Origin of the sequence: Pandoraea aquatica (assembly GCF_902459565.1) — a bacterium.
GTDB classification, from domain to species: Bacteria; Pseudomonadota; Gammaproteobacteria; order Burkholderiales; family Burkholderiaceae; genus Pandoraea; species Pandoraea aquatica.
In genome coordinates, this window is record NZ_CABPSN010000007.1 from 268492 (window position 1) to 282170 (window position 13679).

Consider the following 13679-nt stretch of genomic DNA (forward strand, 5'->3'; position numbering starts at 1 on the left):
TATGACCAAGTCTGAATTGGTCAACCAGTTGGCGGCGCGGTTTCCCCAGTTGGTGCTCAAGGATGCCGATTTCGCGGTGAAGACGATTCTCGACGCGATGGCCGATGCGCTTGCGCGCGGTCATCGAATCGAAATCCGCGGATTCGGTAGTTTTGGGCTCAACCGTCGGCCACCGCGCGTCGGCCGCAACCCGAAGTCGGGCGAGAAAGTGATGGTGCCGGAGAAATTCGTGCCGCACTTCAAGCCGGGCAAGGAGTTGCGAGAGCGGGTTGATCACAAGGCGTCGGACCAATAAGGCCCTTTGGGATCTACTACGCAAAAAAAGCGCCTTCGGGCGCTTTTTTTGTCTCCGGCGTTCGACGACGTTCCGCGAGTGCGGACAAGCGCCGGAAATGTGAAGGCATTTGCAGGAACGACGCCTCAGAGGGCACATCCGGTACAATACGCGCACGTGCCGGCCCGGTGCGCGGGGGGCTTCGACGCAGTCGTCGTCTCGCCGTCGTCACTTCAGGTTGGCTCAAGTCGCAAAACATACGGCAATCCTGCCGCAGGAGCCTTTCGGCATGAAGCTGATTGTTTGGATCGTTCGTCTGATCGTATTCGTGGTGTTGCTGTGCCTGGCGCTCGCCAACACGGGCGAGGTCACGTTGAACCTGTTCCTGGGGCATACGTGGACGGCGCCGCTCATCATGATCGGCCTGGCGTTTTTCGTGGTCGGTGGCGTCATCGGTGTGCTCGCCACGTTGCCGAGTCTGATGCGTCAGCGCCTTGAGTTGCGCCGCACGCGACGCGATCTGGCCCGTGCCCAGCGGGAACCCGAAGCGAGCGATCAGCCGCCGATGCTGCCGCCGGTTTAAGGCGAAGCCGCGGCGCGCGATACTCGCCATCCTCATCGACTGTTTCAACGACAACACGTATTCATGGAATTCGAGGTCTGGTGGCTACTTGCCATCCCCGTGATCTTCGGCTGTGGCTGGGTCGCCGCGCGACTGGATTTGCGCAGCCTGCTCTCGGAAAGCCGCAATCTGCCGGCGTCCTATTTCCGCGGCCTGAATTTCCTGCTGAACGAACAGCCGGACAAGGCGATCGACGCCTTCATCGAAGTCGCCAAGCTCGATCCCGAGACGACCGAGCTGCACTTCGCGCTGGGCAGCCTGTTCCGCCGTCGCGGTGAGACGGAGCGCGCCATTCGCGTGCATCAGAATTTGCTCTCGCGAGACGATCTGCCGCAAGCCGATCAGGAGCATGCGCTCTATGAACTCGGTCATGACTTCCTCAAGGCAGGTCTGCTCGACCGCGCCGAAGACGCGTTCAGCCGTCTGCACACTGGCGCGTACGCAAAAGCGGCGCAGCACGCCAAGCTCACGATCTATCAGATTGAGAAGGAGTGGCGTAAAGCGCTGGCGGAAGCCGAGACGCTGAGCGATCTCGATCCGGCCGTCTCGTATCGCAAGGAAATCGCGCAATTCCATTGCGAATTGGCGCAGGAAGCGTTGCAACGCAAGGATGTCGAGGCCGTCAGCCACGAGCTCGATGCTGCGATGGCGGTCAACCCGGCGAACGTGCGCGCCCCGTTGTTACGCGGCGATATGTTGCTCGCCGCCGGTGACGCCGAAGGCGCGCTGCGTGTGTTGCGCACCATCGAAGAACAGAACCCGATGTATCTCGGTCTGGCCGCCAAGCGCGTCATGAAGGCGTATGAAGCGCTGGGCCGAGCCCCTGAAGGGCTGGCGATGTTGCGCGAGGCACTGCGCAAGAATCCGTCGGACGATCTGCTGGAAATCGTCTACGAAAAGACGGTTTCGCTCGAAGGTCCGGAGGCCGCGCTCGTGCTGATGCGTGAGCAAATGCATCGCGCGCCGAGCGCACCGGGCATGGCGCGTCTGCTCGAAGCGCACGCCGCCACGGCCCATGGCGACACGCAGTCCGACCTGCAACTGATGGGCAAGCTCATCACGCAGCGCACCAAGTCGTTGCCGCGCTACGTCTGCGACCAATGCGGATTCCGTGCGCGCCTGTTCTATTGGCAATGCCCCGGCTGTAACGGCTGGGAGACCTATACGCCGCGCCGTGCCGACGTGCCGGCGGCTTCGTAAGATTTATCACACCCCAATATCATGAAGATCACCATCATCGGTTCCGGCTACGTCGGCTTAGTTACGGGTGCTTGTCTGGCTGACGTCGGCAATGACGTGTTCTGTCTCGACGTCGATCCCCGCAAGATCGAGATCCTGAACAACGGCGGCGTACCGATTCACGAGCCGGGCTTGCAGGAAGTCATCGCTCGCAACCGCGAGGCCGGCCGTCTGCAATTCTCGACGGACGTCGAAGCGTCGGTAGCGCACGGCGACGTGCAGTTCATCGCCGTGGGCACGCCCCCCGATGAAGACGGCTCGGCCGACCTGCAATACGTTGTGGCGGCAGCACGCAATATCGGCCGCTATGCCACGAGCTTCAAGGTGATCGTCGACAAATCGACGGTCCCCGTCGGCACCGCCGACAAGGTGCGCGCCGCTGTCACGGAAGAGCTGACCAAGCGCAATGCCGACGTGAAGTTCTCCGTCGTCTCGAATCCCGAATTCCTGAAAGAAGGCGCGGCCGTAGACGATTTCATGCGTCCGGACCGGATCGTGATCGGCGTGGACGGCGATGCAGACGGTCAGCAGGCGCGCGCCATGATGAAGCGCCTGTATTCGCCGTTCAACCGCAATCACGAACGTACGCTCTACATGGACGTGCGTTCTGCCGAGTTCACCAAGTACGCCGCCAACGCCATGCTGGCCACGCGCATCTCGTTCATGAACGAGTTGGCTAACCTGGCCGACCGCGTCGGTGTGGATATCGAAGACGTGCGTCAGGGCATCGGCTCCGACCCGCGTATCGGTTATCACTTCCTCTACGCTGGCTGCGGCTACGGCGGTTCCTGCTTCCCGAAGGATGTGCAGGCGCTCGTGCGCACCGCCGAAGACTACGGCCTGCCGCTGCGCATTCTGGACGCGGTGGAAGCCGTCAACGAAACGCAGAAGACGGTGCTGATCGACAAGATCGTGACCCGCCTCGGCGACGATCTGAAAGACAAGACGTTCGCGCTGTGGGGCCTGGCGTTCAAGCCGAACACCGACGACATGCGCGAGGCACCGAGTCGTCGTGTGATTGCCGAGCTGGTGCGTCGCGGCGCACGAGTGCGGGCGTACGATCCGGTGGCGCTCGAAGAAGCACGCCGTGTGATTGCGCTGGATTTTGCCGACGATGCCGACGCGCATGCCCGTGTCGAATTCTGTGCGACGCAAAACGACACGCTGACCGGTTCGGACGCGCTCGTGATCGTCACCGAATGGAAGGCGTTCCGCAGCCCGGACTTCACGAAGGTGAAGACGGCGCTCTCGCTGCCGCTGATCTTCGACGGTCGTAACCTCTACGAGCCGGAAGCCATGGAAGAACTGGGCATCGAGTACCACGCCATCGGTCGTGGCCTGGGCCAGTCGGCCTGAACTTCGGGGAACGACGGATGACTTCGACGGCAACTTCGCTCACGCGCACGGTGCAGGCGCCGGGCGTACCCAACGTGCCTCGCGAGGCCTTCAGCCGCGCGCGCGTGCTGATCGTTGGCGACGTGATGCTCGATCGCTACTGGTTCGGCGACGTCAATCGCATTTCGCCGGAAGCGCCGGTGCCGGTGGTGCACGTCAAGCGCAATGAAGAGCGTCTGGGCGGCGCGGCGAACGTGGCGCTGGGCGTGACGTCGCTCGGCGCACAATCCGGGCTGCTGTGCGTCCTCGGTGAGGACGAACCTGCCGAGCGCATCGTCGACATGCTCGACGCCAGCGGCGTGACGGCATTCGTCACGCGCGACGCCGATCTCGCCACGACCATCAAACTGCGCATCGTCTCGCGTCAGCAACAACTGCTGCGCATCGACTTCGAGAATCAGCCTGCGCGCGAAGTGCTGTTGGCGGTGCTTGATCAATATCGTCAACTGCTTGCCAGCTACGATGTCGTGCTGCTTTCGGACTACGCCAAGGGCGGTCTGACGCATGTGCAGCCGATGATCGAAGCGGCGCGTGCGGCCGGTAAGGCGGTGCTCGTCGACCCGAAGGGCAGCGACTACGAACGCTATCGCGGTGCGACGATTCTCACGCCGAACCGCGCCGAATTGCAGCAAGTCGTGGGCGCCTGGCATTCGGAGGACGATCTGACGTCGCGCGCCCAGAACCTGCGCGAGTCGCTCGGCCTCGAAGCGCTGCTGCTCACGCGCTCGGAAGAGGGGATGACGCTCTTTACCGAAAGCGGCGCGCTCCACGTGCCGGCACAGGCGCGCGAGGTGTACGACGTCTCGGGCGCGGGCGACACTGTGATCGCTACGCTGGCCACGTCGCTGTCGGCCGGGCTGCCGCTGCCGCAGGCGGTGGTGCTCGCCAACCGAGCGGGCAGCATCGTCGTCGGCAAGCTGGGGACGGCGACCGTCGACTACAACGAACTCTTTTCCGAGCTGACATGACCATCATCGTGACGGGCGCCGCGGGCTTCATCGGCGCCAACCTCGTCAAAGCCCTCAATGAGCGCGGAGAGACCGACATCGTGGCGGTCGACAATCTCACGCGCGCCGACAAATTCCGTAATCTGGTCGATTGCGAAATCAGCGATTACCTCGACAAGACGGACTTCGTCGCACGCTTTCAACGTCGCGAGTTCGGCCGTGTGCGTGCGATCTTCCATGAAGGCGCCTGCTCCGACACGATGGAGACCGACGGCCGCTACATGATGGAGAACAATTTCCGCTACACGCGGGCGCTGTTCGAGGCGTGCCAGACGCAGACCGTGCCGTTCCTTTATGCCTCATCGGCGGCAACGTACGGTGCGTCGGAAACCTTCGTGGAGACGCGCGAGTACGAGAAGCCGCTCAACGTCTACGGCTATTCGAAGTTCCTGTTCGACCAGATCGTGCGTCGTGCCATACGTGACGCGGGCGGCAAGCTGCCGAGTCAGGTGGCGGGCTTCCGGTACTTCAACGTGTATGGGGCGCGTGAAGCGCACAAGGGCCGCATGGCCTCGGTGGCGTTCCACAATTTCAACGAATTCCGCGCAAACGGCCGTGTGAAGCTCTTCGGCGAGTACAACGGCTATGCCGCTGGTACGCAAAGCCGTGACTTCGTCTCGGTCGAGGACGTCGTGAAGGTCAACCTGCACTTCTTCGATCATCCGGAGCGCAGCGGTATCTTCAACCTCGGCACGGGCCGGGCGCAGCCGTTCAACGACATCGCGGTCGCCGTGATCAACACGCTGCGCGCGGAGACCGGCGACGCGGCGCTGTCGCTCGACGACATGGTCAAGCAGGGCCTCGTGGAGTACATCCCGTTCCCGGACGCCCTGCGCGGCAAGTATCAGTGCTTCACGCAGGCGAACATCGACCATCTGCGTCAGGTCGGCGGCTATCAGCAGCCGTTCTATACGGTGGGCGAGGGCGTCTCGCGCTATGTGCGCTGGTTGCTGGCGCAGTAAGTGCCGGTAGGCGGTTGAGCAACACAGACGGGGAGCCAGACGGCTCCCCGTTGTCGTTTGTGCCCCCTCGTGTCATCCGAGCGGGCGCTGGGGCGTTAAGTGGGTATCGGGGATGTCAGGGATGTCCGATGTGTCGGTGCGCCGCGGCATTGGCCCGAGTGACCTTACAAGGAACAGATCATGCTTCGCAAACTCTTGCTGGCGGTTGTTACCTTCTTCACCCTGTGCGGCCTGGCAATGGCGGCCGTCGACATCAACACCGCCGACCAATCGCAGCTTGAGACGCTCAAGGGCATCGGACCGGTCAAGTCCAAGGCAATCATCGACGAGCGCAACGCACACGGCCCTTACAAGGACGCGGCCGATGTCGCCAAACGCGTCAAAGGCCTCGGCACCAAGTCCGTGACGTCGCTTCAATCCGAAGGCATGACGATCAACGGTCAGGGCGCTGGCGCGGCCGCAGCGGCTCCGGCGGCCCCAGCGAAGACGCCCGCTACCGCAGCGCCGACACCTGCCCCCGTACCGGCCAAGCCTGCCGCGCAAGCGCCTGCGCCGGCTCCCGCACCCGCGAAGCCCGCACCGTCCGCCGCTCAGACGCCCGCTGCACCGCCACCGGCAGCGCCTGCCAAGCCGGTGACGCCTGCCGCCCCGGTGCCCGCGACCACGACGCAAAAGACGCCGACGCCCACCCCGGCCGCCGGTACGACGATGAAGCCTGCATCGCCGGGCGCAGCCCCCGCGACGGCCAAGCCGGGTGCTCCGCTGCCGGCGGCGACCGGTGCCGCGGTAGCAACGGGTACGACGGGCGCATCCGACACCAAGGCAGACACCAAGACCAGCAAGTCGAAGAAGTCGAAGGACGCCAAGGCTGACACCACCAAGGGGGCGGCCGCCGCAGCACCGTCTGCGGCATCGGGCACGGCCGCCGCAAGCGGTGACGCAAGCGCGGCCAAGCCGTCCAAGTCGAAGAAGGCCAAGGCACCGGCACCGGCGAGCGCACCGAAGCTCTGACGTTGCCAGCGGCCGGGTGCGCGTCCATGCGCCACCCGGCCGCGAGACCTTACCCTGAGCGCGGTCACGGCCGGTGGATTAGAATGTTTCGATTCCCGACCGAAAAAGCTTAGTGCAATGGCCTATAAGACTATCGAAGACACCATCGGCAATACACCGCTGGTGCAACTGGTGCGTTTGCCCGACGACGAAGTCCGTCGTCGCAACAACGTGATTCTCGGCAAGCTCGAGGGCAACAACCCGGCGGGATCGGTGAAGGATCGTCCGGCGCTGTCGATGATCAAACACGCCGAACTGCGTGGACGCATCAAGCCGGGCGACACGCTGATCGAAGCCACCTCGGGCAACACCGGTATTGCGCTGGCCATGGCCGCCGCCATCCGTGGCTACAAGATGGTCCTGATCATGCCGGAAGACCTCTCCATCGAGCGTCGTCAGAGCATGGGCGCTTACGGTGCCGAGATCATCCTCACGCCGGTCAAGGGTGGCATGGAATACGCGCGTGACCTCGCCGAACAGATGCAACGCGACGGACGCGGCATCATCCTCGACCAGTTCGCCAACCCGGACAACCCGCTGGCGCACTACGAAACCACCGGTCCGGAAATCTGGCGCGACACCGAAGGGCGCATCACGCACTTCGTCTCCGCGATGGGGACGACGGGCACGATCATGGGCGTCTCGCAATATCTGAAAGAGCAGAGCGAGGCTGTGCAGATCATCGGTGCAGAGCCCGCAGAAGGGTCGCGTATCCCGGGCATTCGCAAGTGGCCGGAAGCGTATCTGCCGAAGATTTTCGACCGTGCGCGTGTGGACCGTACCATCTCCGTGACGCAAGCCGAAGCGGAAATCATGGCGCGTCGTCTCGCGGCGGAAGAGGGCATCTTCTGCGGCATCTCGGCAGCGGGCGCTTGCCAGATTGCGCTGAATCTCGCCCATGAGGTCGAGAATGCGACCATCGTGTTCGTCGTCTGTGACCGGGGTGACCGCTATTTGTCGACGGGCGTGTTCCCGGCATAAGCCGACACGCTGCCGCCATTGAATCGCGGCACCGCCAACGAAAACGGGACCCTAGGGTCCCGTTTTTCATGATGACGGCAAGCCGTTGCAATCTGAGATGTGGCCGCGATTACGGCGCGCGTGCCGCCTTGATTGCGTCGGCCAGGTCGTACACCGCCATCGCGTAGAAGAAGCTTCGGTTGTAGCGCGTGAGCACGTAGAAATTCGTGAGGCCCATGCGGTACTGCGTGGCTTGTCCCGGCGTCGGCAGATCGACGATGAGCACCGGCGTGTCGAGCGCCCCACCCACATCGAGCTTTGGTTCGTTCATCAGCATGCCGGCCTTGATGAAGTCGCCGAGCTTCCAATGCGGTTCGGGTTGCCCGTCGGCACCAGCTTCGGCCAGCCCCTGACTGCCGCGATCCCCGGCGATGTTCCAGACCACCGGCTGACCTGCCTGCCATCCGTGCTGCTTGAGGAAGTTCGCGACGCTGCCGATGGCGTCCGCCACGTCCGTCGTCAGATTGATCTTGCCGTCGCCGCTGTAATCCACCGCGTAGTTGCGGATCGACGACGGCATGAATTGCGGAATGCCGATCGCACCGGCATACGAACCGTAGATGCTGAACGGATCGACGCTTCGCTCGCGCGCGTACAGCAGCAGGTTCTCAAGCTCCTTGCGGAACAACGCCATGCGCTCGGAACGGTTGCGGGCGGGCGGGTAATCGAACGCCAGCGTGGTGAGCGCGTCGATGGTGCGGAAGTTGCCCATGTTGCGCCCGTAGATCGTCTCGACGCCGATGATGGAGACGATGATCTCTTCGGGCACGCCGTACTCTCGCGCCGCGCGCGAGAGCGCCGCAGCATTCTGATTCCAGAAGCGCACGCCACCGTTGATGCGGGTGTTGTCGAGGAAATTCTTCTCGTACTTCGTCCAGTTCTTCTGGCCCGGTGTGGCGGGCGGTGCGACCAGGCGTGCGGCCGTCTGCGAGAACACGACACGCGAGAAGATCTTCTGAAGCTCACCACGATTGAAGCCGTCGCGTGCCACGAGATCGTTGATGAACGCGTCGACTTCCGGGTTCGCCGCATAGCGTTGCGGCACCACTTCTTCCTCGAACTCCGTCTGCGACGACTGCGCGACCGCCTTGGGACGCGTCTGCGCATGTGCGTCGACACTCACGAGCGCCGTCATCGCGAACGAGGCACTCAGGCAAAGCGCGATGCCGAGCGAGCCGAAAGCGCCGAATGAGCCGAATGCGCGAGCCACATTTGAAGAACGGGAAAATTGCCGGAGCGACGCCGCAGTGATAGGGCGCGCAGTGTCCGGTCGAGCGTGGCGCGCTTGCGCCAGCGGGAGAGAATCGTACATCCGTACCGGTGATGTCATGCTGTCTGTCAGGCCTGTATGAAGTCCGAATGCGATGCGACGGTTGGGCCGCAATCACGTTAGTCGCGTTGACGTTCTCATCGATGACTATCGATGCCGATGGGCGCACTTTCGAGTGACGCAAAGTGCTCACTCAAAGCGAGATGCCATCTAGAGCGTCAACCATTCATGCCAGTTCCTGCCGTCCCGAATTTCGGGAGATCGGCCCTTACCGGCTGACACGGGTCTGCTGGGAGACTGCTTGGCAGTATAACCGAGTGCACCTGTGATACCTTAAGGCCTGTGCACTGTCCGTGACAGTGTTCATGGGGGATGCCGGCTATCGGCACGCGTTTGCAGGTGATGTCGTGTGATGTTTGCGGCACATTTTCGCAGGCGTGAGCCAGGCTCTGCGCCCGGCCGCTACCGGACGTGGAGACCACGGCGCGGCGGGCATCCCCCGCCCGTCCCAATATAACGATTCGAAGCGATAGGCGACACAACGAATGGCTACCGGGTTTTATACGCACCCTGATTGCGTGCGTCACGAAATGGGCGAGTGGCATCCGGAATGCCCCGAACGGCTGCGCGCCATCGAAGACCAGTTGATCGCGGGACGCATCGACGGTCTGCTCGAACGCCGTGAAGCCCCGGTGGCCGACGAGGCCAGCCTGCGGCTCGTGCACACGCAAGACCACATCGACTTCATTCGCGACAACATTCCCGAATCCGGGTACTTCCCCATCGATCCCGATACGCTGCTGAACCCGTACTCGTGGCGCGCGGCAACGCGGGCGGCGGGTGCGGCGATTGCCGCAACCGATGCGGTCATTCGTGGCGAACTCGATAACGCCTTTTGCAGCGTGCGCCCGCCCGGCCACCACGCCACCCCCACGCGCGCGATGGGCTTCTGCCTGTTCAATAGCGTGGCGATTGCGGCGGCACACGCGCTCGAAGTGCATGGGTTGTCGCGCGTGGCGATCGTCGACTTCGACGTGCACCACGGCAACGGCACCGAAGCCGCGTTCGGCAACGACGAGCGTGTGCTGATGTGCGGCATCTTCCAGCACCCGTTCTACCCGTTCTCCGGCGCGAACGATCCTGCGCCGAACATGCTCAACATTCCGCTCGAAGCGCGCACGTCCGGCATGGCCGCACGCGAAGCCATCGAGTACGGCTGGTTGGGCCGTCTGAATGCGTTCCGTCCCGAGATGATCTTCTTCTCGGCAGGCTTCGACGCACATCGTGAAGACGATCTCGGCGGCCTCGGGCTGACCGAAGCGGACTTTGCGTGGATGACGAAGGAAGTCAAGACTATCGCCGATCGTCACGCCAAGGGACGCATCGTGAGCTGCCTCGAAGGCGGCTACAACCTCTCGGCGCTCGGCCGCAGCGTCGTGGCCCATCTGAAGGTGCTCGCCGACGTCTGACGGCAGCCCGGCGCGTCGCGCGCGTCCGACGAATGTGAGATGCCGCTCGGTTTCCTGATGCAACGGGGCAAGGGCCAGAGGCGGCACAGGAGACAACATGACGTCATCGGAATCGACTGCGGCCGCCGGGCCGCTGGTACTCGTCACGCGCGGTGAAGGCGATCTGGGGGGCGTGGTCACGCTCACGCTGAATCGCCCGCGTCAGTTCAACGCCCTCTCCGAAGCGATGCTCGACGCGCTGCAACATGCGCTCGATGATGTCGCACGCGACGACACGGCGCGTGTCGTGGTGTTAGCCGCTGCTGGACCGGCATTCTGCGCCGGACACGATCTCAAGGAAATGCGCGCCGAGCCGTCGCTCGACTACTACCGCACGCTGTTCAACCAATGCACGCGTGTGATGCTGACGATGCAGCGCATGCCGCAGCCGGTCATCGCACGCGTGCACGGCATCGCGACGGCGGCGGGGTGTCAGATGGTGGCGATGTGCGATCTCGCGGTGGCTGCGTCGGCGGCACGTTTCGCCGTGTCGGGCATCAACGTCGGTCTGTTTTGCGCGACGCCGGGCGTGGCGCTCTCGCGCAATCTCACGCGCAAGCAAGCGATGGAAATGCTGCTGACGGGGGATTTCATCGACGCGCAGACGGCTTGCGAGCGCGGTCTCATCAATCGTGTTGCGCCGATGGAGCGTCTCGACAGCGAGGTGACGGCGCTATGCCGCTCGATTCTTGCCAAGCCTGCGGCTGCGGTGGCGGCGGGTAAGGGGTTGTTCTACCGTCAGGCCGAGACGGGTATCGAAGCGGCTTATCAGATGGCGGGGCAGACGATGGCCTGCAACATGATGGACGCGTGCGCGCTCGAAGGCGTGCAGGCTTTCATCGAGAAGCGTCCGCCGGAGTGGACGAAGCCGAAGGACTGAGCGCGCTCAGTCCCCGCAGCCCCCGATTGACCTATGCTGGCCAGCCGTCATCACCACTGCTTTTCCAGCACGAGTGGCCCAGGCGTTGCCGTGCGGCTCACCGCATAACCGTGGTCGGTGAACCATGCGCGCAGTTCCTTGATCATGTCCGGATTGCCGCAGACCATGATGCGCGACGTGGCGGGATCGAGCGTCGCGCCGACTGCCTTTTCCAGCTCCCCTGAAGCCAGCAACGACGTAATGCGTCCATAGAGCGCGCCGGGTGTTTGCTCGCGCGTGACGCTGACCGCGAAGTGCAACTTGTCGACGAGTGCGGGATCGACGTCTGGATGCGAAAAGTGACGGAGTTCCTCGTAATAGGCGAGGTCGCGCTCCCATCGCACACTGTGCACGACGAAGATGCGTTTGAAGCGTTGCCAGACTTCCGGGTCCCGTAGGATTGACACGAACGGTGCCAGGCCGGTGCCGGTGGCGAGTAACCACAGATCGTCGCCGCCGGTGAAGCGGTCGAGCGTGAGGAAGCCGTAGGCGGTGTGGTCGACGAGCAGTTCGTCACCGACCTTGAGTTCCGAAAGCCGGGGCGTGAGCTTGCCCTCGGGGATCGTAATTACATAGAACTCCAATGTATCTTCGGCGGGCGAGTTCACGAAGGAATAGGCGCGCCAGATCAGTTCGCCATCGTCGCCCGGTAGGCCGAGACGCACGAACTGCCCGGCCGTGAATTGCAGGCCGGGCGGGCGCGTGGTCTTGATGCTGAAGATCGTCGGCGTCCAGAAATGCATGCCGGTGACCGTTTGCGGCGAGTATTTCGTCTGCTGCGTCGTCTGCGTCGTTTGCGCTTGCATGCCGGAGGCTCCTCGCAATTCCACACGACTTCAGTGTAACGCGCAGCGAGGTATCACGTGACGAGACCCTGTTCGCGAGGCGGGTTCCGGGGCCGCCGCGCGAAGACGTTCGTCAGTGGCTGTGGTGCGTCCCGAAGGCGGGTTTTGCCTGCGATGTCTCACTCATGAGTGGTTCATGCGTCATGGGCTGGGGGTGCTTGCGCTTTGTGGCGGCCGTCTCCGGCACGTGCGCCAGCAACCAGTAAGTCAACTCGTCGATCACCTTCTCGCGATCGAGGTCGTTGAGCGTTTCATGAAAGTGACCGGGATACAGCCGGAGGGTCTTATCCTGCGACCCGGCGTTACCGTGAAACTGTTCGCTCGCCCACGGCGCGGTGAGCCGGTCGGCGGTGCCGTGGAAGACGTAGAGCGGCAAGTGCAGCGCGTCGGCGTTGGCGTGAATGCGCGCCATGGCGTCGAGCAATTCGGCGGCGGTGCGTGCAGGCGTGCCGCGATAGGCGTTGAGCGGGTCCTTCTTCGCCGCATCGACCACGGTCTTGTCGCGGGCGATGGCGGCCGGATCGATCTTGAAGACGGGCACTTTCGGTAGCCAGCGCGACACCCATCGGCCGGCCTTCACCATCCACGGCGCGACCGGTTCTCCTGGGGCGAGGGCGGGGCTGCTGAGCATCAGGCCGCTCACGTTCGCGGGCGCGCGCGTGATCGTGTAGAGCGCCGCGATAGCACCGCCCATGCTGTGGCCGAGCAGGAAGAGCGGCGTGGGCCCGAAGGTCGTGCGCACGTGCGTAAGGAAGATCTCGGTGTCGTTGAGGTACTCGTCGAAACGATTGACGTACACGCGCGAGCCTTCCGAGCGGCCGTGGCCGCGCAGATCGTAGGTGACGGTGGCGATGCCGAGCGACGCGAAATGCGCCGCCAGACGTGCGTAACGTCCGCCGTGCTCTCCCATGCCGTGCACGATGGCAACCACGGCACGCAGTGGGATGTCTGTGTCGCCGTCGGTGTCCGGGTACCAGCTATGGACGTGGAGCATCAGTCCGTCGCTGGCTTGCAGGCGCGATTCCGAATGCGTTGTCATGTCTCCTCCTGGCGCGTTGGCCGGGTGACCGTCGTACGTGCGACGGCACAGTGATGATCGGGTGCGCCATTCGATCATAGGCCGTCTTGCGCCGGGGTGAATTCTCTAGAGGAAACGCACCACGAGGAAACTGGCTGTGCGTCACGATTTGCATAAAAATAGCACGATCGTTCGGGGTGGCGAGACGCTGGGTAAGCGCGTCCGGCCTGCTTCCGGCGCCGTGATCGTAAGGATCGTGCATCCGTGGCTTATTGAAAGCGACACATGAACGCTCGCCACAAAATGCCGCAAATATGCAAATAATGCGTCATTGTCCGAGTGGTTATAATGGCAGCGGATTGACGTAAACGTAACTTTGGAGCGAGTTCATGAAGATCCTAGTACCGGTCAAACGGGTAGTGGATTACAACGTAAAGGTTCGTGTGAAGAGCGACGGCAGTGGCGTCGACATTGCGAACGTGAAGATGTCGATGAATCCGTTCGACGAAATCGCGGTGGAAGAGGCGGTGCGTCTGAAGGAAGCGGGCGT

General features: G+C 63.3%; 13 protein-coding genes and 1 pseudogene. 11 read left to right on the forward strand and 3 right to left on the reverse strand.

Going from position 1 to position 13679, the window contains the following annotated elements:
* Window position 1 precedes the first annotated feature (1 nt).
* From PAQ31011_RS21395 to cysM, 8 genes are all read left to right on the forward strand, one after another.
* Window positions 2-295, forward strand: coding sequence for an integration host factor subunit beta (locus tag PAQ31011_RS21395; protein WP_017232087.1), 294 nt, complete (start codon window positions 2-4; stop codon window positions 293-295).
* A 268-nt stretch (window positions 296-563) separates the two neighbouring features.
* On the forward strand, window positions 564-857 hold the full coding sequence (locus PAQ31011_RS21400) for a LapA family protein (RefSeq protein ID WP_039400068.1): 294 nt from the start codon (window positions 564-566) through the stop codon (window positions 855-857).
* 63 nt (window positions 858-920) lie between these two features.
* Window positions 921-2096: a lipopolysaccharide assembly protein LapB gene (lapB, locus tag PAQ31011_RS21405; RefSeq protein WP_150577714.1), complete on the forward strand. Its 1176-nt coding sequence runs from the start codon at window positions 921-923 to the stop codon at window positions 2094-2096.
* Window positions 2097-2117: 21 nt separating this feature from the next.
* Window positions 2118-3491: a UDP-glucose dehydrogenase family protein gene (locus PAQ31011_RS21410; protein ID WP_150577715.1), complete on the forward strand. Its 1374-nt coding sequence runs from the start codon at window positions 2118-2120 to the stop codon at window positions 3489-3491.
* 17 nt (window positions 3492-3508) lie between these two features.
* A complete protein-coding gene (rfaE1, locus tag PAQ31011_RS21415) occupies window positions 3509-4498 on the forward strand; it encodes a D-glycero-beta-D-manno-heptose-7-phosphate kinase (RefSeq protein WP_150577716.1) in 990 nt (329 codons plus the stop codon).
* Entirely contained in the window at window positions 4495-5499 is a 1005-nt protein-coding gene (gene rfaD, locus PAQ31011_RS21420; protein WP_150577717.1) for an ADP-glyceromanno-heptose 6-epimerase, read from the forward strand. The genes rfaE1 and rfaD overlap by 4 nt, the downstream gene beginning before the upstream one ends.
* Window positions 5500-5679: 180 nt before the next feature.
* The gene (locus PAQ31011_RS21425; RefSeq protein WP_150577718.1) at window positions 5680-6510 is read left to right on the forward strand and encodes a ComEA family DNA-binding protein; all 831 of its coding nucleotides are present in this window, start codon (window positions 5680-5682) and stop codon (window positions 6508-6510) included.
* A gap of 117 nt (window positions 6511-6627) precedes the next feature.
* Window positions 6628-7530, forward strand: coding sequence for a cysteine synthase CysM (gene cysM, locus PAQ31011_RS21430; RefSeq protein WP_150577719.1), 903 nt, complete (start codon window positions 6628-6630; stop codon window positions 7528-7530).
* A gap of 109 nt (window positions 7531-7639) precedes the next feature.
* Here cysM and mltB read toward each other — a convergent pair whose 3' ends face one another.
* Window positions 7640-8779, reverse strand: a complete 1140-nt coding sequence (gene mltB / locus PAQ31011_RS21435; protein ID WP_425495126.1) for a lytic murein transglycosylase B — start codon at window positions 8777-8779, stop codon at window positions 7640-7642.
* 605 nt (window positions 8780-9384) lie between these two features.
* On the opposite strand from mltB, the gene PAQ31011_RS21440 reads away from it, so the two are divergent.
* Window positions 9385-10308 (forward strand): histone deacetylase family protein, encoded by a 924-nt coding sequence (locus PAQ31011_RS21440; RefSeq protein WP_150577721.1) that lies wholly within the window; start codon window positions 9385-9387, stop codon window positions 10306-10308.
* A 97-nt stretch (window positions 10309-10405) separates the two neighbouring features.
* Window positions 10406-11227 carry an enoyl-CoA hydratase gene (locus PAQ31011_RS21445; RefSeq protein ID WP_150577722.1) on the forward strand — a complete coding sequence of 274 codons (822 nt, stop codon included), beginning with the start codon at window positions 10406-10408 and terminating at the stop codon, window positions 11225-11227.
* A 50-nt stretch (window positions 11228-11277) separates the two neighbouring features.
* On the opposite strand, the gene PAQ31011_RS21450 is transcribed toward PAQ31011_RS21445, so the two are convergent.
* Both PAQ31011_RS21450 and PAQ31011_RS21455 read right to left on the reverse strand, forming a co-directional pair.
* Window positions 11278-12072 carry a ferredoxin--NADP reductase gene (locus tag PAQ31011_RS21450; RefSeq protein WP_150577723.1) on the reverse strand — a complete coding sequence of 265 codons (795 nt, stop codon included), beginning with the start codon at window positions 12070-12072 and terminating at the stop codon, window positions 11278-11280.
* Window positions 12073-12184: 112 nt separating this feature from the next.
* Window positions 12185-13150: an alpha/beta hydrolase gene (locus PAQ31011_RS21455; protein ID WP_150577724.1), complete on the reverse strand. Its 966-nt coding sequence runs from the start codon at window positions 13148-13150 to the stop codon at window positions 12185-12187.
* A 368-nt stretch (window positions 13151-13518) separates the two neighbouring features.
* Here PAQ31011_RS21455 and PAQ31011_RS21460 point away from each other — a divergent pair.
* Window positions 13519-13679: pseudogene (locus tag PAQ31011_RS21460) on the forward strand (electron transfer flavoprotein subunit beta/FixA family protein); the annotation flags it as partial.

Excerpts from the sequence above, each read along its gene's own strand:
- PAQ31011_RS21395 (WP_017232087.1), top strand. The coding sequence starts at position 2 with ATGACCAAGTCTGAATTGGTCAACCAGTTGGCGGCGCGGTTTCCCCAG.
- PAQ31011_RS21410 (WP_150577715.1), top strand. The coding sequence starts at position 2,118 with ATGAAGATCACCATCATCGGTTCCGGCTACGTCGGCTTAGTTACGGGT.
- PAQ31011_RS21455 (WP_150577724.1), bottom strand. The coding sequence starts at position 13,150 with ATGACAACGCATTCGGAATCGCGCCTGCAAGCCAGCGACGGACTGATG.
- PAQ31011_RS21445 (WP_150577722.1), top strand. The coding sequence starts at position 10,406 with ATGACGTCATCGGAATCGACTGCGGCCGCCGGGCCGCTGGTACTCGTC.
- rfaD (WP_150577717.1), top strand. The coding sequence starts at position 4,495 with ATGACCATCATCGTGACGGGCGCCGCGGGCTTCATCGGCGCCAACCTC.
- PAQ31011_RS21440 (WP_150577721.1), top strand. The coding sequence starts at position 9,385 with ATGGCTACCGGGTTTTATACGCACCCTGATTGCGTGCGTCACGAAATG.
- cysM (WP_150577719.1), top strand. The coding sequence starts at position 6,628 with ATGGCCTATAAGACTATCGAAGACACCATCGGCAATACACCGCTGGTG.
- PAQ31011_RS21425 (WP_150577718.1), top strand. The coding sequence starts at position 5,680 with ATGCTTCGCAAACTCTTGCTGGCGGTTGTTACCTTCTTCACCCTGTGC.
- lapB (WP_150577714.1), top strand. The coding sequence starts at position 921 with ATGGAATTCGAGGTCTGGTGGCTACTTGCCATCCCCGTGATCTTCGGC.
- rfaE1 (WP_150577716.1), top strand. The coding sequence starts at position 3,509 with ATGACTTCGACGGCAACTTCGCTCACGCGCACGGTGCAGGCGCCGGGC.
- PAQ31011_RS21400 (WP_039400068.1), top strand. The coding sequence starts at position 564 with ATGAAGCTGATTGTTTGGATCGTTCGTCTGATCGTATTCGTGGTGTTG.
- PAQ31011_RS21450 (WP_150577723.1), bottom strand. The coding sequence starts at position 12,072 with ATGCAAGCGCAAACGACGCAGACGACGCAGCAGACGAAATACTCGCCG.